The 22,119-nt window shown below is 62.8% G+C and carries 16 protein-coding genes; 5 read left to right on the forward strand and 11 right to left on the reverse strand.

What is annotated here, in order from left to right; all coding sequences use genetic code 11:
- Positions 1-4: 4 nt before the first annotated feature.
- The 9 genes from A0W34_RS28605 to A0W34_RS28645 form a co-directional block, all read right to left on the reverse strand.
- Positions 5-1,948 (reverse strand): hydantoinase B/oxoprolinase family protein, encoded by a 1,944-nt coding sequence (locus A0W34_RS28605; RefSeq protein ID WP_007735492.1) that lies wholly within the window; start codon positions 1,946-1,948, stop codon positions 5-7.
- Positions 1,948-4,047: a hydantoinase/oxoprolinase family protein gene (locus tag A0W34_RS28610; RefSeq protein ID WP_081558687.1), complete on the reverse strand. Its 2,100-nt coding sequence runs from the start codon at positions 4,045-4,047 to the stop codon at positions 1,948-1,950. The genes A0W34_RS28605 and A0W34_RS28610 overlap by 1 nt, the downstream gene beginning before the upstream one ends.
- A 281-nt stretch (positions 4,048-4,328) precedes the next feature.
- Positions 4,329-5,000, reverse strand: coding sequence for an SRPBCC family protein (locus A0W34_RS28615; RefSeq protein WP_050656897.1), 672 nt, complete (start codon positions 4,998-5,000; stop codon positions 4,329-4,331).
- Positions 4,997-7,519, reverse strand: coding sequence for an aerobic carbon-monoxide dehydrogenase large subunit (gene cutA / locus A0W34_RS28620; protein WP_081558688.1), 2,523 nt, complete (start codon positions 7,517-7,519; stop codon positions 4,997-4,999). The genes A0W34_RS28615 and cutA overlap by 4 nt, the downstream gene beginning before the upstream one ends.
- Positions 7,516-8,160 (reverse strand): (2Fe-2S)-binding protein, encoded by a 645-nt coding sequence (locus A0W34_RS28625; RefSeq protein ID WP_003946048.1) that lies wholly within the window; start codon positions 8,158-8,160, stop codon positions 7,516-7,518. The genes cutA and A0W34_RS28625 overlap by 4 nt, the downstream gene beginning before the upstream one ends.
- Positions 8,161-8,162: 2 nt before the next feature.
- Complete coding sequence (locus A0W34_RS28630; protein ID WP_047271858.1) at positions 8,163-9,065, reverse strand: FAD binding domain-containing protein; 903 nt, start codon at positions 9,063-9,065, stop codon at positions 8,163-8,165.
- An 89-nt stretch (positions 9,066-9,154) separates the two neighbouring features.
- On the reverse strand, positions 9,155-10,594 hold the full coding sequence (locus tag A0W34_RS28635) for a uracil-xanthine permease family protein (protein WP_047271857.1): 1,440 nt from the start codon (positions 10,592-10,594) through the stop codon (positions 9,155-9,157).
- 292 nt (positions 10,595-10,886) lie between these two features.
- A complete protein-coding gene (locus A0W34_RS28640) occupies positions 10,887-12,110 on the reverse strand; it encodes an aminotransferase family protein (protein ID WP_058039339.1) in 1,224 nt (407 codons plus the stop codon).
- Between the two features lie 40 nt (positions 12,111-12,150).
- Positions 12,151-13,629, reverse strand: coding sequence for an amidase (locus tag A0W34_RS28645; protein WP_042926166.1), 1,479 nt, complete (start codon positions 13,627-13,629; stop codon positions 12,151-12,153).
- Between A0W34_RS28645 and A0W34_RS32865 the strand changes: the two genes are divergently transcribed.
- Entirely contained in the window at positions 13,621-13,761 is a 141-nt protein-coding gene (locus A0W34_RS32865; protein WP_155277953.1) for a hypothetical protein, read from the forward strand. The genes A0W34_RS28645 and A0W34_RS32865 overlap by 9 nt on opposite strands.
- Here the strand turns inward: A0W34_RS32865 and A0W34_RS28650 are convergent.
- The gene (locus tag A0W34_RS28650; protein WP_007735206.1) at positions 13,755-14,864 is read right to left on the reverse strand and encodes a ring-opening amidohydrolase; all 1,110 of its coding nucleotides are present in this window, start codon (positions 14,862-14,864) and stop codon (positions 13,755-13,757) included. The genes A0W34_RS32865 and A0W34_RS28650 overlap by 7 nt on opposite strands.
- Before the next feature lie 223 nt (positions 14,865-15,087).
- Between A0W34_RS28650 and upp the strand changes: the two genes are divergently transcribed.
- From upp to A0W34_RS28670, 4 genes are all read left to right on the forward strand, one after another.
- Positions 15,088-15,711, forward strand: coding sequence for a uracil phosphoribosyltransferase (gene upp / locus A0W34_RS28655; RefSeq protein WP_007735207.1), 624 nt, complete (start codon positions 15,088-15,090; stop codon positions 15,709-15,711).
- A 92-nt stretch (positions 15,712-15,803) separates the two neighbouring features.
- Positions 15,804-17,501 (forward strand): PucR family transcriptional regulator, encoded by a 1,698-nt coding sequence (locus A0W34_RS28660; protein ID WP_003946020.1) that lies wholly within the window; start codon positions 15,804-15,806, stop codon positions 17,499-17,501.
- Between the two features lie 289 nt (positions 17,502-17,790).
- Positions 17,791-19,017, forward strand: coding sequence for a CaiB/BaiF CoA transferase family protein (locus A0W34_RS28665; protein WP_007735210.1), 1,227 nt, complete (start codon positions 17,791-17,793; stop codon positions 19,015-19,017).
- Positions 19,014-20,525 carry a carboxyl transferase domain-containing protein gene (locus A0W34_RS28670; RefSeq protein ID WP_081558689.1) on the forward strand — a complete coding sequence of 504 codons (1,512 nt, stop codon included), beginning with the start codon at positions 19,014-19,016 and terminating at the stop codon, positions 20,523-20,525. The genes A0W34_RS28665 and A0W34_RS28670 overlap by 4 nt, the downstream gene beginning before the upstream one ends.
- An 87-nt stretch (positions 20,526-20,612) precedes the next feature.
- On the opposite strand, the gene A0W34_RS28675 is transcribed toward A0W34_RS28670, so the two are convergent.
- Positions 20,613-22,046 (reverse strand): uracil-xanthine permease family protein, encoded by a 1,434-nt coding sequence (locus tag A0W34_RS28675; RefSeq protein ID WP_003946008.1) that lies wholly within the window; start codon positions 22,044-22,046, stop codon positions 20,613-20,615.
- Between the last annotated feature and the right edge of the window lie 73 nt (positions 22,047-22,119).

Raw genomic sequence — 22,119 nt, forward strand, 5'->3', positions numbered from 1 at the left:
CGTCCTAGACGTAGTCGTAGACCGCTGAGGTGGCGCCACCCGAAAGCTGCGCGTAGCCCGGACCCCGATCGAAGAAGGGCTCGTTCTCACCGCGTTCCGAGCGCAACTGATCCCGTAGCTCCGTGGTAGCAGCCTCGTCGACGGTCGGCTCGTCACCCTCGATCACAACGACAACGCCGTAGTCGTCGCGTGCACCCTCTACGGAAACCTTGCGCCACTGAATGTCTCGCAAGACCTCTTCGGTCGGGCGCTCCAGTGGATCTCCCCAACCGCCACCACCGGTGGTGCGAATCCGTACGACCTCGCCGGCCTTGATCGGCTCGGCATCGGTCAGCGCGTCGAACTCACGCTCGTTCGGTCCACCCGGATCCAGGACGACGGAGAACGGCCGACCGGCCTTGCCGCCCTTGACTCCCCAGCAGGCGAGAATCGAACGGTCCGCGATGGACATGAAGTGAGCATCCTTGAGCATGCGGATGTGCTTCTCGTATCCCAAGCCGCCGCGGTAACGTCCGGCTCCGCCCGAATCCATGGCCAGACCGAGCTTTTCGACGATGAAGGGAAAACGGCTCTCGGTGAATTCGGTCGGCAGGTTCCGTGAATCGGGAACGACGTGAATCGTGTCCTCGCCGTCGGCGTAGTAGCGTCCGCCGGAACCTCCGCCGAGCACCTCACGCATGAGATACGAGTGACCCTCGAAGTCCTCACCGTACACACCGGTGTACCTGATGGTCTCCTGATCGGCGGGCATGTTGCCGTCCACAGCCTTGGCCACGACGCCGGCCAGCACTCCGAGCAGACGGAGGATGACAAACGTGCGAGCGTTGGTGGGGGCAGGGAAGATCGGGGTGATCAGTGTTCCCTTTTCGGGGAACTTCATCTCGATCAGCGGTACGACGCCCTCGTTGACATCCAGTTCGGCCATGCGCTCCGGGGTGTCCGCGAGGTTACGCAGAATCGGGGCCAACCACTTGATGAGGAAGTTTCCGTCCGCGTAGTCACCACAGTGGTTGATCGGGCCCTTTGCCTGCGGTCCGGTTCCGTTGAAGTCCAGGATGAGTCGCTCGCCGCCCTCGTCCTCCGGCCGCGTCTTCGTGAGCGTGATCCGCTGGATGTGGAGCATCGGTTCGTCGACGCCGTCGTGCTCGGCGTAGTCCTCCCACGTGTACTCACCGACCGGGATCTTGCTGAGGATCTCGCGGCGGTACGTCTCGGTGGTCGCGTCCATCATCGCGTCGAAGCACGACTCGACGGTGTCGACGCCGTAGCGCTCGAACAGTTCGGTGAGTCGGCGCGCACCCATCAGGCACGCCGAGCACTCGGCGTCGAGATCGGCTGCGAGAGCGTCGGGCATGCGGGAGTTACGCGTCATGATGCGCAGCGCCGCCTCGTTGGGAACTCCCTGGTCCCACAGTTTGATCGGCGGAACCATCAGTCCCTCTTCGTACACCGTGGTGGCGCCGGACGGCATGGAGCCGGGGCAGCAACCGCCGATGTCGTCGTGGTGACCGAATGCCTGAACGAACGCAACAACCTTCGGCTCGGCATCGGGAGTGACGCGGGCGAAGACAGGCACCGTGACGCAGAGGTCGGGGAGATGGCCGATGCCACCTTCGGACAGGTAGACGTCGTTGTGGAAGTACACGTCTCCCGGCTTCATCGTCTCGAGTGGGAAGTCCCGGGCGATCGGATGAACCAGTGCGGAATACGAACGGCCCGTGAGCTTGCGGAGGTTCCGGTCGTGAATACCCGCGCGGAAGTCGTGAGCGTCACGGATCATCGGCGAACGCGAGGTGCGCGAAATGGAGGTCTCGACTTCCATTTCCACGCTGGCGAGGTAACCGGCGACGATCTCGACCAGAATCGGATCAGGTGACGCGCCGTCGGTAGCGGTGAGTCGGTACGGCTTGGCCGCGGTGGCAGCAGCAGCATCGAGAATGGCGGTCATCACTTCACTCCGTTCGAGTCGGAAGACTTCGAGATACGAATGTTCCCGAAGGTGTCGATACGTGCCGAGAATCCGGGATGGATCGGGACAGTCGAGCTGAACTCCTCGATCACGGCCGGTCCTTCGATGACGTCACCCGCACCGAGCAGTGTGCGATCGTAGGTGGCCGTTTCGACCCAGCTGTCGAAATACGATTGACGCGAACCGGTTCGAGCGGTGTCGGCGCCGGTGCCGGCCGGGATCTCCTTGAGCGTCGGACGCTTGATCGGGCCGATGCCACTCACGCGCAGGTTGACCCATTCCACGTGCTGCGACGGGTCTCCCCGGAAGTCGTAGCCGTACAGTTCGCGGTGCGCCTGGTGGAACGCCTCGGCCGCGTCGTCCATGGTCTGCGCCGTGACGGTACCTTCCGCCACCGGGACGCGCACCTCGAATGCCTGACCGAGGTAGCGCAGATCCGCAGTACGAGAGTACTTGCGCTGCGTCTCGTCGAAACCCTCTTCGGCAAGCGCAATCTCGGCTTCGCCGGCCAGCGCGTCGAACTGGCTCTGCAGGTCTTCAGCCTTCAACCGGTCGTGACGACTGACATGCGTCTGGACGTAGTCGTTGCGGACATCGACCGTCAGCAGACCGAACGCGGAGACGTTACCCGGATTGAGCGGGACGAGAACGTCTTTCAGACCCAGGATGTCGACGAGACGGCAGGCGAGCAGCGAGCCGGAGCCGCCGAACGTCACGAGGGTGAAGTCGCGAACGTCGAGGCCACGCTTGACGGTGATCTGACGCAGGGCGTTGGCCTGGTTCCACGCCGAGACCTCGAGGACGCCGACCGCGCACTCCTCGAAGCCCAGACTGAGCTGTGTTGCAAGCTCTTCGAGGCCCTTGCGTGCCAATTCCGTGTCGAGAGGAATCTCGCCACCGAGCAGATGGGGTGGGATGCGACCGAGCAGGACGTGCGCGTCGGTGATGGTCGGTTCGCTGCCGCCCTTGCCGTAGCACAACGGTCCGGGATCGGCGCCGGCCGACTGAGGGCCGACTCGGAGGGTGTGCTCCGGCGTCATCCACGCGATCGACCCACCACCGGCGCCGACGGTCACGACGTCGATCATCGGGATCTTCGACGGGTAGTTGCCCACTCGCCCTTCGGTGGTCAGCGCGGGCTCGCCGCGAACCACGACGGTGACATCCGTCGACGTTCCGCCGCCGTCACAGGTCAACACCTGCTCGACGCCGGCGGCGTCGGCGATCAGCGCAGCACCGAGGGCTCCGGCGGCCGGTCCCGACAGGACTGTCGTAATAGGCTGGTGAACAACCTCTTTGGCCGACAGGACACCGCCGTTGGACTTCATGACGTAGAACGGGATGTCGCGGGGTTCACCGTCGGTGGTCGAGAACTCACGCAGACGATTCGCGATGTTGTTCACGTAGTTGCGGATATTCGGCTTGACCGCGGCGTCCACGAGTGTGGTGATGGACCGCTCGTATTCGCGGTACTCACGCAGCACCTGGCTCGAGATGCTCACCGTCGCATCGGGGAAAACTTCGAAGAGGATGTCGCGTACGCGCTCCTCGTGCGTCGGATCGGCGTACGAGTGCATGAGGCAGACGCCGATGGTCCGGATCCCGCGGTCCTTGAAGAACTGCGCTGCGCTGCGAACGCTCTCTTCGTCGAGCGGACGAATCTCGCTGCCGTCGAAGGAAAGGCGTCCACCGACGGTGCGTACACGATCGGCGGGGACGATGCGTTCGGGCTTGACCCAGAAGTACGAGTTGCCGTAACCGTCCGGCACCGACTGACGAGCGATCTCGAGAACGTGCTCGTAGCCCTCGGTGGTGATGAAGCCGAGGTTCTCGACCTTGCCTTCGAGCAGCTTGTTCGTCGCTACGGTCGTGCCGTGGCTGACCGCACCGATGGAGTCGCCACTCTCACCGAGCTTGGCGAGTACCTTCTCGATACCGGCGAGAAAGCCCTCGGCGGGGTCCGCCGGGGTGGACGGGGTCTTGGTGGTGACGATGGCGCCGGTTTCGTCGTCCACTGCCACGATGTCGGTGAACGTTCCGCCGGTATCGATACCGACCCGAATCTTCCTGGGTTCCACGCTTCCTCCTGAGATCTTTGGCTTGTCTCGTCTGGTACCGATCGACGGTTGCGGCCTAGCCGGTGAGTGGCTCGTACCTGACGTGTAGAGCTATTCCACAGGTTCGGAAGAGCGGATTCTTTGTCACAATTCGCCGAATCGGGGGACCAAGGTTCGGCGCACGATCACGAGCGGATCTTCGCCGGCGCCCCCGTGGGTTACGCGGACGTGAAAAACGCCCCGAACCTGGTCGGTTCGGGGCGTTTCCCTCATCGTGAATCAGCTGTTGACACCTGAGTGAACTACTCGCGACAACCAGAACGCGCCAGGAATCCGCCTATAGCAACACCTGACAAAGCAATGGCTGCGCCGACGACGGCGCTGACCATCACCGTGCGAGCATCTGTGCTGCCCGCTGTCGGTGCGGCGGCCGGAAGAACCGCCGGTGCCGCGACAGCTCCGGAAACTACCGGCGCGCCTTCGACCGCCACTGCCGGTACCGCCGCCGCCACGGCGGCAGTGACCTTCTCGGGGATGCCGTTGGCAATGACGCCGTCGATGCTCTTGAAGAACACCCCGGCCATCTTCTTGGCTACACCGGTGATCATGCGCTGCCCGACGCCGCCGACCATCCCGCCGACCACGGCGTCGGCGTCATACGAAAGCAGCGTGCCACCCTCGTTCTCCGTCAAGGTGACCGTGACGTCCGCCTTCACCGTGCCGGGAGCACCCGCCCCCGAAGCCGTCATGACAAACGAATTGGGCCGATTCTGTTGCGACAGAACAACCTCGCCGTCGTAGACGCCCTTGATCGACGCAACTCCCGCCATGATGGAGAGCTTGTAGTGATTGTCCGTGAGCTGCTCGAGCGACTGCACACCGGGAATGGTCGCGGCCAGTACACGACCGTCCTGGAGCTTGTCGTAGACCTCTTCGCGAGGTGCCGTCAGCTGCGCGGTGCCGGCGATTCTCATGCATTCTCCTCTGATGACGAACCCGCGTGTGCGAGTCGAAGTTCGAACAGTTCGGACGGTGAAATGGGCATGGACGTGATCGAGATTCCTTCGGCGTCCTCGATGGCAGCCGCGATGACGGCGCTGGTGGGGATCACACCCGCCTCACCGGCACCCTTCATTCCGAGTGGGTTGAGTCCCGACGGCGTGACGGTGTGATCCATCTCGAGCGAATCCGGCATCTCGGTGACGAACGGCATCAAGAAGTCCATGTACGACGCGTTGAGCATCTGCCCGTGCTCGTCGTAGACGATCCGCTCGTAGAGTGCGCCGCCGATACCTTGCGCGACGGCGCCCATGACCTGACCTTCGACGATGCGGGGGTTGATCACGTTTCCGCAGTCGTGGATGACAACGTAACGACGGACCGTGATCTCGGCTGTCACGGGATCGGTTTCGACGATCGCCGCGTGCACTCCCGAAGCGAAGGTGGAACTGGGCGGCGAGTAGTAGCCGGTTGCTTCCAGACCGGGCTGCTCACCCTCGGGAATCGGCGGCTTCGACATGTCCGTGTCGGTCTTGGCGAAACCGGTGGCCAGCTTCGACTCACGGTCGAACGCATATCGTAGCGGGTTCGACAGCACGGCAACAACACTCAGCGGTACGGACGTACCCTCCACTCCGGCTTCGGTGCCGATCTTGCACACGTGCCCTTCCCGGAGTTCCAGTTCGGTTTCCGGCAGATCCAGGATTCCGGACGCGATCTTCTTCGCCTTCTCCGCGACCATCTGCGCTGCGACGTGGAAGGCCGAACCCGACATGACCGCCCCACGCGAGGCGAAAGTGCCGACGGCATAACCGAACCGGCGGGTGTCACCCGTGACGATCTCGACGTCGGAGACCTTCACTCCGAGGTCGTCCGCGACGATCTGGGCGAACGCGGTCTGATGGCCTTGGCCTTGCGTCGTCAAGCCTGTTGCGGCCTTGACCTTTCCGGACGTCTCGACCACGACGTGCGCACCCTCGTAGGGTCCGGGTCCGGTTCCCTCGACGTACGCGCCGATACCGATGCCGACCGACCGACCTTCGGCACGAGCCTTCCTCTGGTACTCGGGAAATCCGTCCCAGTCGATGAGCTTCTTGAGCTTGTCGATGCCCGCCTGGTAGTCGCCCGTGTCGTAGATCAACGGGCGTCCGTCCTGGAACATCAGGCCGAAGTCGTACGGCATGTCCTCGGGGCGAATGAAGTTCGCCTCCCGCACCGCGATCTTGTCCTTGTTCAGGTACTTGGCGATGGCGTCCATGGATCGCTCCATCGCGAACACGGCCTGCGGACGTCCGGCGCCGCGGTACGGGGTCACGATCACGGTGTTGGTGTACAGCGAATAGGCGTTGACCCGGAACGACTTCGGCTTGTACGGCCCGAGAACCTGCGTCGCAGTGTTGATCATGACGATGATCCCGTACGGCAGGTAGGCACCGTTGTCGTGCCAGAACGTGAAGTCGAACGCCAACAGACGACCCTCGTCGTCGAATCCGATGTCGACCTTCTGGATCTGCCCGCGCTCGTGTGCGCTCGAGATGAAGTGCTCACGGCGATCCTCGACCCACTTCACCTCGCAGGAGATACCGGCCTGGCCGAGGCGTCGAGCGGCCCACGTGATCATGACTTCTTCGGGCCACGGGTGAACGATCTTGACGCCGAATCCGCCGCCGACGTCAGGAGCGATGCAGTGAACCTTGTTCAGCGCCATCCCCAATCGCGCGGCGATTGCGGCGCGGGCGGACGTGGACGTCTGGGTGGAGGTCCAGAACGTGAGGGTGTTCTCGTCACCGTCCCAACGTGCGTAGACGCCCTTGCCCTCCATCGGCATGGAAGCCGAACGCTCGATTTCGAGATCCAGCGTCAGTCGGTGCGGCGCGGCGGCCAGTTCGTCATCCAGATCTCCGAACCCGTGCTGCAGGTGAGCGGCGACGTTGTCCGGAACGTCTGCGTGGACGGCGTTCGCGGCGGTGCGAGCGACGTCGATCCCCACTACAGGCTTCAGCGCCTCGTAGGTGACGTCGATCTTCGCGCAAGCGTCCTCGGCGATGTACCGGTTGTCGGCGACCACCATGGCGATGGCTTCGCCGACATGCTTCACCTCGTCCTTCGCGAGGGGATACCCGTTGCGCGGAGCGATGATTCCCGGATGCGGAATGAGCAGTGGCAGGTTCTCCGCCATTTCCGGCGTGTCGGCCAGGAGATCTTCGTAGGTGTAGATGGCATGCACACCAGGCACTTCCAGCGCCTGGTCGATGTCGATGTCGATGATTCGCGCATGAGCGTGCGGCGACCTGACGAATGCCGCGATCAGCGCGTTGTGGCCCAGATCGTCGAGGTATCGCCCCTGACCGCTGAGCAGACGCGTATCTTCCTCGCGCGGAATCGGTTTACCGAAGAGCTTGCCGTCGTCGGCAACCGAATGATCGGCCGTCGAATGATCGGAAGCGGGGTGCTTCGCCCCGTTGCGCTTTGCTGGTTTGACCGGAGTACTCATGCCTTACCCGCCCGTCCTCCGACAGGATTCGTTGTTCCCCGCACCTTGCGATCCAACGCCTCCCGAGTGGACGCGTCGTCGATTCCGAGCGGGAACTGCCCGGCCCGTTCACGCTTGATCTCGGCTGCGCGCAAAACCGACGCCCTGATGTTCTGGTACCCCGTACAACGGCAGAGGTTTCCCGCTATCGCGTCGGTAGCTTCCTCCCGCGTGGGGTTGGGGTTCTCCTCGAGAAATGCCGCGATGGTCGTCACGAATCCCGGAGTGCAGAATCCGCACTGCAGACCGTGACAATCCTTGAACGCCTGCTGAACCGGATGCAAAGTGCCGTCCGGCTCGACGAGGCCTTCGACGGTGGTGATCGATCGACCTTCGAGGCTGGCCGCGAGGACGAGACAGGATCGAACAGGCTTTCCGTCGAGCAGCACGGTGCACGCACCACACACGCCGTGTTCACAACCCACGTGCGTGCCCGTCTTACGGAGGTGGTGACGAATGGCATCCGAAGCCAGAGTGCGGGAGGGAAGAACGACGGTGTTCGTCACCTCGTTGAGCGTGAACGTGACAGCTACATGGTGCTCACCGGTATCTGCTGCCAGCTCGGCAAGTTGATCATCGATGGAGCGATCGTTTTTGGACATTGTCACCACTTTCCTGCCAGTACTGCGTTCTCACTGAGAGCATCCGTTGCCGCCGCGAAGCCGACCCGCGCCGTGAGCGCGGACACCAACTGCGAGCGGTACGCCGCCGTCCCGTGAATGTCTGCCTCGGTATCTATCTGCGCGCGGGCGCATTCCCCGAGGGTGCGCCAACGCGGGTCTCGCTGATCCGTCGCGGACGCCCCCGCCAGCACGTTCGTGTAGTCCACGACCTGCCCCAGCTCTCCGGCGGACACGTACGTCATGTGCGCTTCGGCCACCAGACCGTCGACCACGCGAATCCGTGCGACGACACCGACCAGTGCGTAGTCACCGTGACGGCGCGCGATCTCGTCGATGGCGGTTCCCACGCCGGGTTCGGCGGCGGGCACCGACACCGACACCGCGATCTCGTCTGATTCCAGGCTCGACTCGAGAGGGCCGGCGAAGAGATCCGTCGACGCGATCTCGCGGGTGCCACGCACCGACTGGACGGTCACGCTGCCCCCGAGCAGCGTCAGGACTGCCGGCATCTCCGCCGACGGATCGGCATGGACGATGGAGCCGACGCTCGTCCCGCGGTTACGGATCGTGGGGTGCGCTACCAACTGCAGAGCACGGTTCAGCAGAGGCTGGACTCGACGAGCACCTTCGTCGGCCGCCAGCACCGAGTGCGTGGCCAGGGCCTGGAACCGCACTCCTTCGTCTTCGGACGAGGTCACCGAAGCGAGGTTCGGGATCGATCCGATGTCGACGATGTGGGCGGGCGCGGCGAGGCGCATGGACAGCAGCGGCACAAGCGATTGCCCACCGGCGAGCACCTTCCCCTCGTGAGAGACCTCGGAGAGGATTCGGCACGCGTCCTCGACCGAGGACGGTCGGTGATAAGTCAGCGGCGACGGTTTCATTACTCAATCCTGCCTCTATGAGTCACTTCACGTTTTGTGCAGATGTGACAACGGTCACGGGTCATACCTGGCATACATTCAACTTGGCATCACGTGAGCTGCGCCACGGGCTCTTCGAGTTCGTCATCTGACGCATTCGCCCCCGGCGTTGCGCCCGGCCGCCTCCCGGACTTCGGCCTGTTCAGTTCAGGGTTCCAGGACCCCACGAGCCGGCAGAGGTGGTACATCGCGATCAAGACGATGGTGCCGAGCGCGATACCTCCGAGCGAGAACGTGTCACTGAACTTCAGCGCCGTGTCGCCGATACCGATGATCAGACCGGCGGCAATCGGCATCAGATTCAGCGGGTTCCCGAAGTCGACGCCGTTCTCTTTCCAGATCTTGGCGCCGAGCAGACCGATCATGCCGAACAGAACCACAAGAATTCCGCCCAGGACGCCGCCGGGCGTCGCCGCCATGACTGCTCCGAACTTGGGCGAGAAGCCGAGCAGGATCGCGATGAAACCCGCAATCACGTACGCGGCGGTCGAGTACACCCGCGTGGCAGCCATGACACCGATGTTCTCGGCATGAGTCGTCGTAGGGGAGCCGCCTACTGCGCTGGCGATGGCGGTGGCAAAACCGTCACCGGCAATGGCGCGTCCGATGTACGGGTCGAGGTCGTCGCCCGTGATTTCGGCGACCGCCTTGACGTGTCCGGCGTTTTCCGCGACCAGTGCGATGACACCGGGAAGCACCAGAACGATGAACGTGAGGCTGAACGAGGGAGCATGAATACCGACGATCCCGTTGGCTTCGTCCGAGAACGGCGGCAACCCGAACCAGGACGCCGAGTGCACCGAATCCCAGTTGACACGAAAGTGCTCGGTGGGTGCGCCACTACCACTGGCGGACGTGATCGGACCGGAGAGCCGGTCGAGGACCCACGAGAAGATGTAGCCGAAAACCAGCGCGACGAGAATGGCGATACGTCCCAGGAAGCCGCGTAGCGCAACGCTCATCACGATCAGTGCAACCATCACGATCAGTGCCACCCACTGATCCTGCGGCCAGTACAACCCCGCGACCACAGGCGCCAGGTTGAAGCCGATCAACATCACCACAGCGCCGGTGACCACCGGCGGTAGCGCTTTACTGATGACGCCACCGCCGAGAAAGTGGATGGCGATGCCGACGAATCCCAGAACCAACCCCGACACCAGAATCGCACCGGTCACTTCGGCCGTCGTTCCACCTTGGGCACGAATGGCGGCAACGCCACCGACAAAAGCTGCGGATGTTCCGAGGTAGCTGGGGACGTGCCCCTTGACCACCAGCAGGAAGAAGAGCGTACAAAAGCCCGACATCATCACGGCAAGTTGAGGATTGAGTCCCATGATGATCGGGAAGACGAACGTCGCGCCGAACATCGACACGACATGCTGGCCGCCCAACCCGATGGTTCTCGCCCAACTGAGTCGCTCGCCGGGAGCGACCACTTCACCGGCTCCGATGTTCTTTCCGTCTCCGTGCAACGTCCAGATCGGCATGACGAGACCTTTCGCAAAGGAGGAAGGTGTTCGAAATGCTTTGTGCCCCAGCTCACAAACACCGTGTCTGGAGTGAAACGCTAATGCAGGACCGAGATTTGGACGTGATGACAATCTGCCAGAACCCACTCACCGAGATTGGCAACAATGGTGGCAGATGATGCGGGCAGGGGTCATCGTCAGTGCTGGAGGCAGTTTCGACCGAAATGAGGACCACGCCACGAAGGGCCCAAACATTTTCTTCGGCTTAATGATTCCGTAACACGATGTCTGTCAACGGAAAACGACAGTCCTACCCGAGGGCTGCGAGGATTCCCGCTGCCATCTCCGCGACCTGATCATCGGTCATGACGAACGTCGGCGAAATCTGCATCGCACCCTGACCCGCCGCGCGACCCGAAATACCGTGCTCACGAAGCGTCTTCACGAACGGCAACGCCTCCGCCGGATCAGCCAACTGCACTGCAGCAACCGCACCGAGCCCACTACGAACCTCCGCCACCCGCGGATGCTCCGCCAGCGGTTGCAGATGCGTATGCAACGACGCCTCCAAACGCTTCGACTCCGCGAGCAGATTCTCACGCTCGAGAATGTCGAGGTTCGCCATCGCCGCCGCAGCAGCACCGGCATGCCCGCCGTAGGTGTACCCATGACGCCACCACGAACCGGCATAGAACGGCTCCGCCACCCGCGGCGCGATGAACACCGCACCCATCGGAACATAACCCGACGTCAAACCCTTTGCCGTGGTCATCATGTCCGGCTGCAAATCGAAACGAGTGGACGCGAACCACTCACCACCGATCCGGCCGAAACCGGTCACCACCTCGTCGACGACAAACAGAATGTCGTGCTCGCGGCAGATGTCACGCACCTCCGCCAGATACCCCTCCGGCGGAAGATACACCCCACCCGCACCGATGATCGGCTCCGCGAAGAACGCCGCGATCTTGTTCGCACCGATCTTCTCGATCAACTCGAGCAGGCTCTTCGCATCGTCCCAGCCGACGGTCGCCGCATCCGCCATCAGCTCGCCGTACCCCTCACGGTTCACCGGAATACCCGCCAGAGCTGTTCCCGCAACGTGCATTCCGTGATACGCCTTCTGGCGTCCGACGATGATCGTCTTCTCCGGCTGCCCCACCTCGTGCCAGTACCGGCGAGCCAGCTTCGCCGCAGTGTCCACCGAATCCGAACCACCCGAGGTGAAGAAGATCTTGCTCCCGGCAACCGGCGCGATGGCCGCCAGACGCTCGGCCAACACCTGCGTGGTCTCGGGAACGAAATCACCGAAGTTGGAGAAATGAGCGATCTTCGACAACTGAGCCGCCACCGCATCCGCGATCTCGGTGCGCCCGTGCCCGACATTGGTGAACCACAGGCCCGCCGTCGCATCCAGATACCGAGTGCCCTCGCGGTCCCAGATGTACGCGCCCTCACCGCGAGAGACGACAAACGCGCCGTTCTTCTCCACAGCGCCCATGTCCGCGAACCCGTGCCACAATGCCGAAGCCATCGTCTTTCTCTCCCAACTGGATACGTTCGAAATAGATCGGTCAGTTCACGCGGAGTGCGGGCGGAAGAACCCGCTCGACCCACTGGGTTGCCTGCTCGAATGCGTAGGCGAGTTGGAGTACGTCCAAGTCGGCTCCGTGCCGACCGATGATCTGGATACCCATGGGAAGCGAACGATCGTCGAAGCCGACCGGCATCCCCGCAACCGGAACCCCGGCCATCGTCCAGGGAACAACCGTCTCCATCCACCGGTGATACGTGTCCATCGATCGGCCGTCGACGGTCTCGGGCCAGTGAGTGTTCTTGTCGAAAGGAAACACCTGGGCACTGGGCGCAAGAATGTAGTCGTAGGTTTCGAACATCTTGGTAATGGCCGACAGCCAGCCGTTGCGGGCCTCCGCGGCCTTGGTCACGTCGAGAGCCGACAGTGTGACCGCGTGCTCGAGTTCCCACAACAGTTCGGGCTTCATCAACTCGCGCAAGCTCGGATCGTTGTACTGATCGATCAAGCCGAGCTGTGCCCACCAACGCCACCGCAAGAACAGTTGCCAGATGTCCTCGGGTTTGAAGTCGGGAAGCGCCGCCTCGACGCGGCACCCCAACTGTTCGAAGACCTCGAACGAGGATTCGCACAACTCGAGAACTCCAGGTTCGGTTGCCAGGTAACCGTTCCAGTCACCGACCCATGCGATCCGAGAGCCCTTCAGATCACGTGCGAGGCTTTCGGTGAATACCGCGGGATCCTCACGAATCCCCAACGGTGCATGAGCATCCGGCCCCGCCATCGTGGAAAGCAGGTGAGCCACGTCGGTGACGGTTCGGCCCATCGGGCCCACAACGGCGCCCTGAGCGATGAATCCCGTCTCCGGTATCCGACCCCAGGATGGTCGAAACCCAACAACGTTGTTGAATGCCGACGGGTTTCGGAGCGAACCCATGTAATCGCTTCCATCAGCCACCGGCAACATGCGGAGCGCCAACGACGCTGCGGCGCCACCGCTGCTACCGCCGGCAGTGCGCGAATTGTCGTACGGCGACACCGTCGTACCCCACACCGGGTTGTACGTCTGGGATCCGAGCCCGAACTCCGGTGTGTTCGTCTTGCCGATCACGATGGCACCGGCAGACCTGATCCGCTTGACGAACAGTTCGTCATCTTCGGCGATTCGGTCCGCGAACATCGGCGACCCGGACGTGAACGGCAGACCCTTGGCTGCCGAAAGATCCTTCACCGCATGCGGAAACCCGTGCATCCAACCGAGATACTCCCCACTCGCCAACTGCGAATCACGCTCGCGCGCCTCCGCCGTCAACGCTTCCCGATCCCGCAATGCGACGATCGCGTTCACCGCCGGGTTATGTAATTCGATCTGATCGAGGAAGCTGTCCATCACCTCGACACACGACACTTCACGCCTGCGTATCAGACCACTGAGCGTGACCGCATCGGCCATGACGAGTTCGCGATTCTCGGGCGCACCGGAAACGCTCTCGTCGACAGGGTCAGCAGCATGAACCATCGTGAATCCTTTCAAGCAGTGAAGTGGGGTACGCCGCGGCGGACTCGCCGACACCGGCAACTGATTCGAGGACGAATTGCCGGTGGCGGCGCGACTGTCGAGGTTTCCAGCGAGGTTCTTGCCTACTACTGACCGAGATCGACGATGGCAGCGACTGGGCCGCCGCCCTCGGGACCCTGGTGCGCTGCCGATACCGAGACGAACACTGCCGGATCGCCGGTGACAGCTGCCGTGACTCCGCCGACACACGACTTGATCTGGCGGTGCCAGTGCACGTCGGAGTCGTCGAGCATCGCATTACGACGGCCACGGACCGTTCCGTCCTGACTGGCCTCGCACTTCAAGAACACGTTGACGAGTTGACCGTCCAGGTCGCTCGAGTGCGGCCGCTCCGGAAGTTCGAGTCCGGCGTCACGGATCGCCGCCCAGATGCCGTCCTGGTCGAGCGGATCCTTCATCACGCTGTGGCCGATCCGGTAGCGTCCGCCGACGCCGCGTGCGTTACCGACGACGACGATCTGCGCGCGGTCCAACTCGACGCCGGACGAGCAGGATGCGACAGAGGAGAAGAGTTCGCGGCTGTGCATGACATCCTCGTCGGTCGGCATGTCGATTTCGCCGAGCGCAACCGCGATCCCCAGAGCCGTTCCGCCGTTGGACAGGTCCATCGACTCATGAGTCTGTTCGGTCCACACAGTCTTGCCGCGGCTCTTGGCGTCACGGATGGTGTGAATTGTCAGCAACGGAGTCTTGGTCTGTACGTAGTGCACGTCGGCGGGATCGGTGATGCCGGCATTGGCCATCGCGTCTTTCACTGCCGCAGCAACTTTGGTGATCATGGCCGTACGGCCGATGTCCTCGGGCAGCAGTTGCTCACTCATGGCGACACCCACGGTCAGTCGCGGCTCGTCGGTCTTGGTGACCTTGTCTGCCGGCACGGTCGCGAAGATCGTCGCGTGCGGGCTGATCACGCCGTCCGTGCCGCCGGACCAGACGATCGGCACCTCCGCCACTTCTTCGGGGCTGCGATTACCCTTGGCGGAGAGAACCTCTCGGAACGCTCGGTCCGCGATGATGCGCGTGTAGTCGTTGACGCCGCCGTTACCCTCGGTTTTGCCGATGACTGCAATGACGCGGTCGGCCTCGAGGACACCGTCGTCGATCAGCTTGGCGAGCTCACTGGCGTCGGAGACGCTGTGTAGCGGAACCTTACGGACCTCGATTGCTTCGGGCATTGGCATCTCCTTGTATAGGGAATCGTGGAGGCAAAATTGGGCCTTGACAGCTCCGGGCGCTCAGTCCAGCCGAGCGGTTCGGAACTGCCGTGTCGACCACGCTATGACGACTCGAACCCATCGGCATCGTCAATACTTGCCCAAACGAAAACCGCGATTGGTTATTTCGACTCCGAATCACCGGTTGTGCGCCGCCCCATCGGTTCTCACTTACGATTCGACCATGGACACCACTGTTGTCGACCATCCGCTGGCGGCATCGCTGCTCACGACCATGCGCGACGCTCGCAGCGACAACGCAACGTTCCGGTCCGCCTTGCGCAGACTGACCCATATGTTGGTCTACGAGGCCATGCGCGGCGCAGAACTGGAACAGTTCGACATCGAGACGCCAGTTGCTCCGACGCTGGGTGTGCGGCTGGCGAATCCACCGCTCCTGGTCCCGGTCTTGCGAGCGGGCCTCGGCATGGTCGAACAGGCGAGTGCCCTCATTCCGCAGGCAGGCGTCGGTTTCGTGGGAATGGCACGAGACGAGAAGACACACCAGCCGGTTCCGTATCTGGAGTCCCTGCCTGCTGATCTGTCGAGCACCCCCGTCTACGTCCTCGATCCGATGTTGGCGACCGGTGGATCCATCGTCCGCACAATCGATCTGCTCATTGCACGCGGAGCCACCGATGTGACTGCAATATGTGTCGTCGTGGCTCCGGAGGGGATCGAAGCACTGAAGAACTCCGGACATCCGGTCCGGCTCCTCACAGCGAGCATCGACGACGGCCTGAACGAAAATGCTTTCCTGATACCTGGACTCGGAGACGCGGGCGATCGCCAATTCGGGCCGCGGTAGTTGGCAGACATACGGAGAACCGCTCATTCCGAGAGGCTATTTTCGTCAACTGTTGACAATGTTCGTCGCGTGATCGAGCGTAGTCTCGCGACATGGATAGATCTGCCAAATATTCGAGCGAAGAGCTTCAACATTTGCCAGAAGGTGGCGACTACAGACTCACAGTTCGGGATGTCCTCGAGCTGCCCAGTCTGCGTGGAGCCGAAGTCCTTGCCGGGCACGGGGGCTTACGCCACCTCGTTCAATCGGTGAACGTGATGGAAGTACCGGACATCCTCGCTTGGGTGAAGCCGAACGAGTTGTTGGTGACAACCGGGTTCCCGCTGCGCTACGGGCGAACCGGCGAGCTTCTCGACGACACAGATCTCAGTGACCTCGTCGACGGTCTTGCACGTCGAGGAGTCGCGGCACTTGCCGTGAAAACGGGCCGTTATCTCGACGAGCTGCCCGAGGCGATGCTGCACATGGCAGAGCAGCGAGGGCTTCCGCTGTTGGTTCTTCCCGTCACCGCGGGATTCGACGAGGTGATCTCGGAGGTCTTCACCAAGTTGGTGGCGAAGCAGTCCGCGGCACTCGATATTGCCGATCGACTTCACCGCTCGTTGACGTCGATCGTCTTGGAAGGTGGCGATCTACCTCAGATTGCCGCAGAATTCGCCGCGCTTTTCGACGTCAGCGTTCTGATCTGCTCGCCGGACGGAAGGGTATTGACCGAGGCCGGGGATTCAGCCGCGCTGAATGCGCTTCCGTTGTTCGAAAGCACCGGTCGGTTCCTGACCGAGCGGGTCGCCGTCGGTTTACAGAACGCGCCCAAGGGATTTCCCGGCCAGTTGGCGCTCACCCGAGTGGTGGCCGGCGGCACCGACCACGGCCGGATGGTGGCGTACGCCGGCACCCACGAACTCGGCGCAGTTGTCGTTCAAGCGCTGGAGCGAGCGGCCACCGTTGCCGCGCTGGCCGTCACCAAACAGCTGGCAGTTGCGGCAGTGGAATCCAAGTTCCGCGGCGACTTCCTCCGCGACGCACTGATAGGCGAAGCCGGCTCGCCTGCGGAAGTGAGCGCGCACTTCACCCAGTTGGGGTGGGATGTCACTCGTCCACTTGCCGTTGTGGTTGCAGAACTCGACGTCGATCACCCGGAATCCCAGCACGCGAATTCCACTCGCACGGACCAAGATCGACTCAGCGACGGCTGGCAACAAGTGGTACGAACACACGAGCGGACGGCGCCGTCCGTCGGGTTTCGACACGAGGTGGTCACGCTTTTCCCGACCAGCACCGACCGTGCGGTTCGGGACATCGAAGGGTTGGTGCGCAAGGTTGCCGGCGATCGCACCAGCGGCCGCCGATCCTTCAGCACGGGAGTGAGCCGGGTGATCTACTCCCTGGCCGATCTACCCGCGGCCTACGACCAAGCCTGTACAGCCGTGGTCGTCGGCCGACGTATCAACGGGCCGGGGCAGATCGCACACTTCGACGAACTCGGTGTACACCGACTCCTCTCGCTCCAGACGGACAAGAGCGAACTGCGTTCGTTCACCGATGACGTTCTGAAGTCCTTGTCGGCGGACAACGCCGAAGCCGCTGACCTGCGTCTGACACTCCAGACCCTGCTCGACTGCAATTGCAATGTCGCCGAGGCCTCCCGGGCGCTGCACATGCACTACAACACTTTGCGATACAGAATCGGAAAGCTGGAGAGCGTCGTCGGATCGTTCACCGACGACCCCGTCCTTCGATTGAACGTCTCACTCGCCCTGCAGGTCATGAAGATGCACGAAATGTCATGACTTCGCACGATATGAGCTGACAGAACGTCCCGATAACGGTTCGATACAACCGCAATCGCGCCGCCCGGTGAGCGTTCGTCACTTCTTACCCACCACTGACACCCGTCGTCGGCAAGGTTACCCATGTGCCGTTCACCGGTGCCCGCTTACGGTTCGAAAGACGGGCCGCACATACCTCCTTCAGTGGCCCTGGCCGGTTTCTCGGTCCAGCGGACCGGAGTCGACCGAACTACGGAGGCCTCAACCACCAACTGGCTCAGCCAATTACACCAGAACACGGCGGTGCGACATGAACTCGACTTCGAAGCCTCACAACACAAGTGCTCGTAGTGGTCCGTTACACGACGTGATAGTCGTCGACCTCACGCGCGCACTCGCGGGTCCTCACGCGGCAATGATGCTCGGCGATCTGGGTGCCGACGTGATCAAGGTCGAATCACCTCACGGCGGCGACGACACCCGTGGGTGGGGGCCGCCTTTTGTGGAGCCCACGTTGGAACCACCGAACACGCAACGGGAATCGACGTATTTTCTGTCCACGAACCGGAACAAGAAGTCGATCACGCTCGATCTGAAATCCGACAGTGGGCGCGCGACCCTCGAAGATCTCGTCTGCCGCGCCGATGTTCTCATGGAGAACTTCCGCACCGGAGTTCTCGATCGACTCGGATTCTCGACCGAGCGGCTGGCCGAACTCAATCCTCGACTGATCGTTCTGTCCATCAGCGGTTTCGGCCACGACGGCCCGGAAGGCGGTCGCGCCGGCTACGACCAGATCGCCCAGGGGGAAGCCGGACTCATGTCGCTGACCGGCTCGAGTCCGGACGACGTTCAACGAGTCGGAGTTCCGATCGCCGATCTTCTCGCCGGAATGTACGGGGCGTTCGGTGTCGTCGCGGCTTTGAAGGAACGCGAACAGACGGGGAAAGGCCGCGTTGTCCGAACGTCGCTCTTGGCCAGCGTGGTCGGTGTTCACGCGTTTCAAGGAACGAAGTGGACCGTCGCCGGTGAGGTAGGCACAGCGCAGGGCAACCACCATCCCTCCATCGCACCGTACGGACTCTTTCGTACCGGCGATGGCGCAGTACAGATCTCGGTCGGCAGCGAAAGCCTGTGGAGAAGATTCTGCGAAGGATTCGACCTCGACCCTGACGCCCCGGGTATGGCAACAAACGCCGAACGCGTCGAAAATCATTTCCAGGTCGTCGAATTGATCGAACGTACCTTCAAGCCGTACTCGCGTGACGAGCTTCTGACCGAACTCGACCGCATCGGAGTACCGGCAGGACGGGTTCGGACGATCTCCGAAGTGTACGAATGGGAGCAGACCCGATCACAGGGATTGCTCGTCGACGTCGACCACAGCACGCTCGGAAACATCACACTGCCCGGTCCACCGCTACGATTTTTCGATCCGGACGGAACCGAGGTGACGGAGACCCGCCACACTGCACCTCCGGTTCTCGGTGAAGACACTGACGAAATCATGTCGTGGCTACAAGGATTCACCCGATGAACCGCCTGACGGCTCGCGACTTGCTCGACCTGGTGATCGATGCCGGCACCTGGGAATCGTGGGATACCCCTCCGATTCCCGTCGCGACCGACTCCGACTACGCCGAAGCACTTCTGCGGGCCCAGGAGAAGACCGGGCTCGACGAGTCCGTCCTGACCGGAAGCGCCTCCGTCCGAGGCCGCCGTGTGGCAATCATCGTCTGCGAGTTCGGTTTTCTCGGTGGTTCGATCGGCGTGGCGGCGGGAGAACGCCTCGTCGTCGCCATCCGTCGAGCCACCCAAGAGCAGCTGCCCCTTCTTGCGCTTCCCACGTCCGGGGGAACGCGTATGCAGGAGGGGACGACGGCGTTTTTGCAGATGGTCAAGATCACCGCGGCGCTCATCAAGCACAAAGAAGCGCACCTGCCCTACATCGTCTATCTCCGAAACCCCACCACCGGAGGCGTATTCGCGTCCTGGGGATCACTCGGTCACGTGACGATCGCGGAACCGGGGGCCCTCGTCGGATTCCTCGGCCCTCGAGTGTTCGAGGCCTTGTACAACTCACCTTTCCCCGCCGGTGTCCAGACAGCGGAGAACCTTCACGAGCACGGACTCATCGATGCAGTGAGGCCGCCAGACCAGCTCGCCGAAATCGTCGAACGCGCATTGCGCATCATCACCGGGGCGCATCGTGGGTACTTATTGCCCAGTGACCCGTGCTCGTACGATTGCGCACCCGATACGTCGGCGTGGGAATCCGTCGTCGCATCCCGGCGCGAAGACCGACCGGGGATACGGGAAGTGTTGCTCAATTCCGCCTCGGACATGCTCCCGCTCAACGGAACCGGCCAGGGCGAGAACGATCCCGGCATCATGCTCGCGCTCGTTCGCTTCGGCGACATGCCCTGCGTCCTTCTCGGACAGGACCGGCGCGGACAGACTGCTCACTCCCCACTCGGCCCCGGCGCTCTGCGGGAGGCTCGGCGAGGTATGCGGTTGGCCGCAGAACTCGACCTGCCGCTGGTGACGATCATCGACACAGCGGGCGCGGCACTGTCGAAGGAGGCCGAAGAAGGCGGACTGGCGGGCGAGATCGCTCGGTGCATAGCCGACATGATTTCACTCGAGGTCCCCACCATTTCCCTCCTGCTCGGGCAGGGCACGGGCGGCGGCGCCCTGGCACTGATTCCGGCCGATCGAGTGCTGGCGGCCCGCCACGGTTGGCTCTCGCCCTTACCTCCCGAAGGTGCGAGCGCGATCATGTTCCACGACGTCACGCACGCGCCGGACATGGCAGCCAGTCAAGGGATCAGGTCCTTCGATCTGCTCGCGGGCGGCATCGTCGATCGGGTCATCCCCGAATTTCCCGATGCCGCGGACGAATCCGCCGCCTTCTGCACTCGCGTCGGAGCGGTACTGCACTACGAGCTGAGCGTGCTCAGTGCTACCGATGCGACTGAACGGCTCAACACCCGCACCGAACGCATCGACCGTATCGGCCTGGTCGAAGCCAGTACCTCCGTCTGATCGATCGGTACCCAGAACACCGGAAAGGCCGGACATCCTCCGCGGAGGATGTCCGGCCTTCGTCGATCGAGCACACTCAGCCAAGCGTCACGTGAGTTGCTTGGCGGGTTCCTCCCGATCGCCGCCGGGAGTCTTCGAATCCGGCTTGTTCGGTTCCGGATTCTTCGCATTCAGTTCCGGGTTCTTCGAACCGATGAACTGGCACAGGTGGTACATCCCGATCACGACGATGGTGCCGAGCGCGATGCCGCTGAGCGAGAACGTGTCACTGAACTTCAGAGCCGTGTCGCCGATACCGATGATGAGGCCGGCCGCGATCGGCATGAGGTTGAGCGGATTGCCGAAGTCGACGCCGTTCTCCTTCCAGATCTTGGCGCCGAGCAGACCGATCATGCCGTAGAGCACCACGGTGATTCCGCCGAGAACACCGCCGGGCGTCGCCGAGATGACGGCACCGAACTTGGGGGAGAAGCCGAGCATCATGGCGACGATGCCGGCAACCGCGTAGGCGGCGGTGGAGTACACACGGGTCGCTGCCATGACACCGATGTTCTCGGCGTACGTCGTGGTGGGCGAACCGCCGACGCTGCTGGCGATAGCGGTGGCGAAACCGTCACCGGCGAGCGCACGTCCCATGTACGGGTCGAGGTCGTCCCCGGTCATCTCGGCCACGGCCTTGACGTGGCCCGCGTTCTCCGCGATCAACGCGATGACACCCGGAAGGACCAGGATGATGAACGTGAGGCTGAACGACGGAGCGTGGATGCCGACGATTCCGTTGGCCTCGTCCGAGAACGGAGGAAGCCCGAACCACGACGCCGACTGCACCGAATCCCAGTTGACGCGGAAGTGCTCGGTGATCTGACCGGTGCCTGCGTCGTAGGAGGTGATCGTCCCCGAGACCCGGTCGAGGATCCAGGAGAGGACGTAGCCGAAGATCAGCGCCAGGAAGATGGCGATGCGCGCCATGAAGCCGCGTAACGCGATACTCATGACGATCAGGGCCACCATGACGATCAGGGCCACCCACTGGTCCTGCGGCCAGTACAGCCCCGCGACGACGGGTGCCAGGTTGAATCCGATCAGCATCACCACCGCGCCGGTCACCACCGGGGGAAGAACCTTGAATACGACCCGGCCACCGAGGAAGTGGATCGCGATACCGATGGCCGCCAGGACGAGTCCGGACACCAGGATCGCGCCGGTCACCTCGGCGGACGTTCCGCCCTGGGCGCGAATGGCGGCGATACCACCGACAAAGGCCGCCGACGTTCCGAGGTAGCTGGGAATGCGTCCCTTGACCACCAGCAGGAAGAAGAGCGTACAGAAACCCGACATCATCACGGCAAGTTGAGGATTGAGCCCCATGATGATCGGGAAGACGAACGTCGCGCCGAACATCGACACCACGTGCTGGCTGCCCAGCCCGATGGTTCTTCCCCAGCTGAGCCGCTCGCCGGGAGCGACCACTTCACCCGGTTTGATGTTCTTTCCATCTCCGTGCAACGTCCAAATCGGCATGATGGGACCTTTCGTGCAGAGGAAGGTGTCCGAACGCTGAGTGTGCTCCAGCTCACAAAACACCGTGACTGGA

This window comes from Rhodococcus sp. BH4 (genome assembly GCF_002079265.1).
Lineage (GTDB): Bacteria > Actinomycetota > Actinomycetes > Mycobacteriales > Mycobacteriaceae > Rhodococcus_F > Rhodococcus_F qingshengii.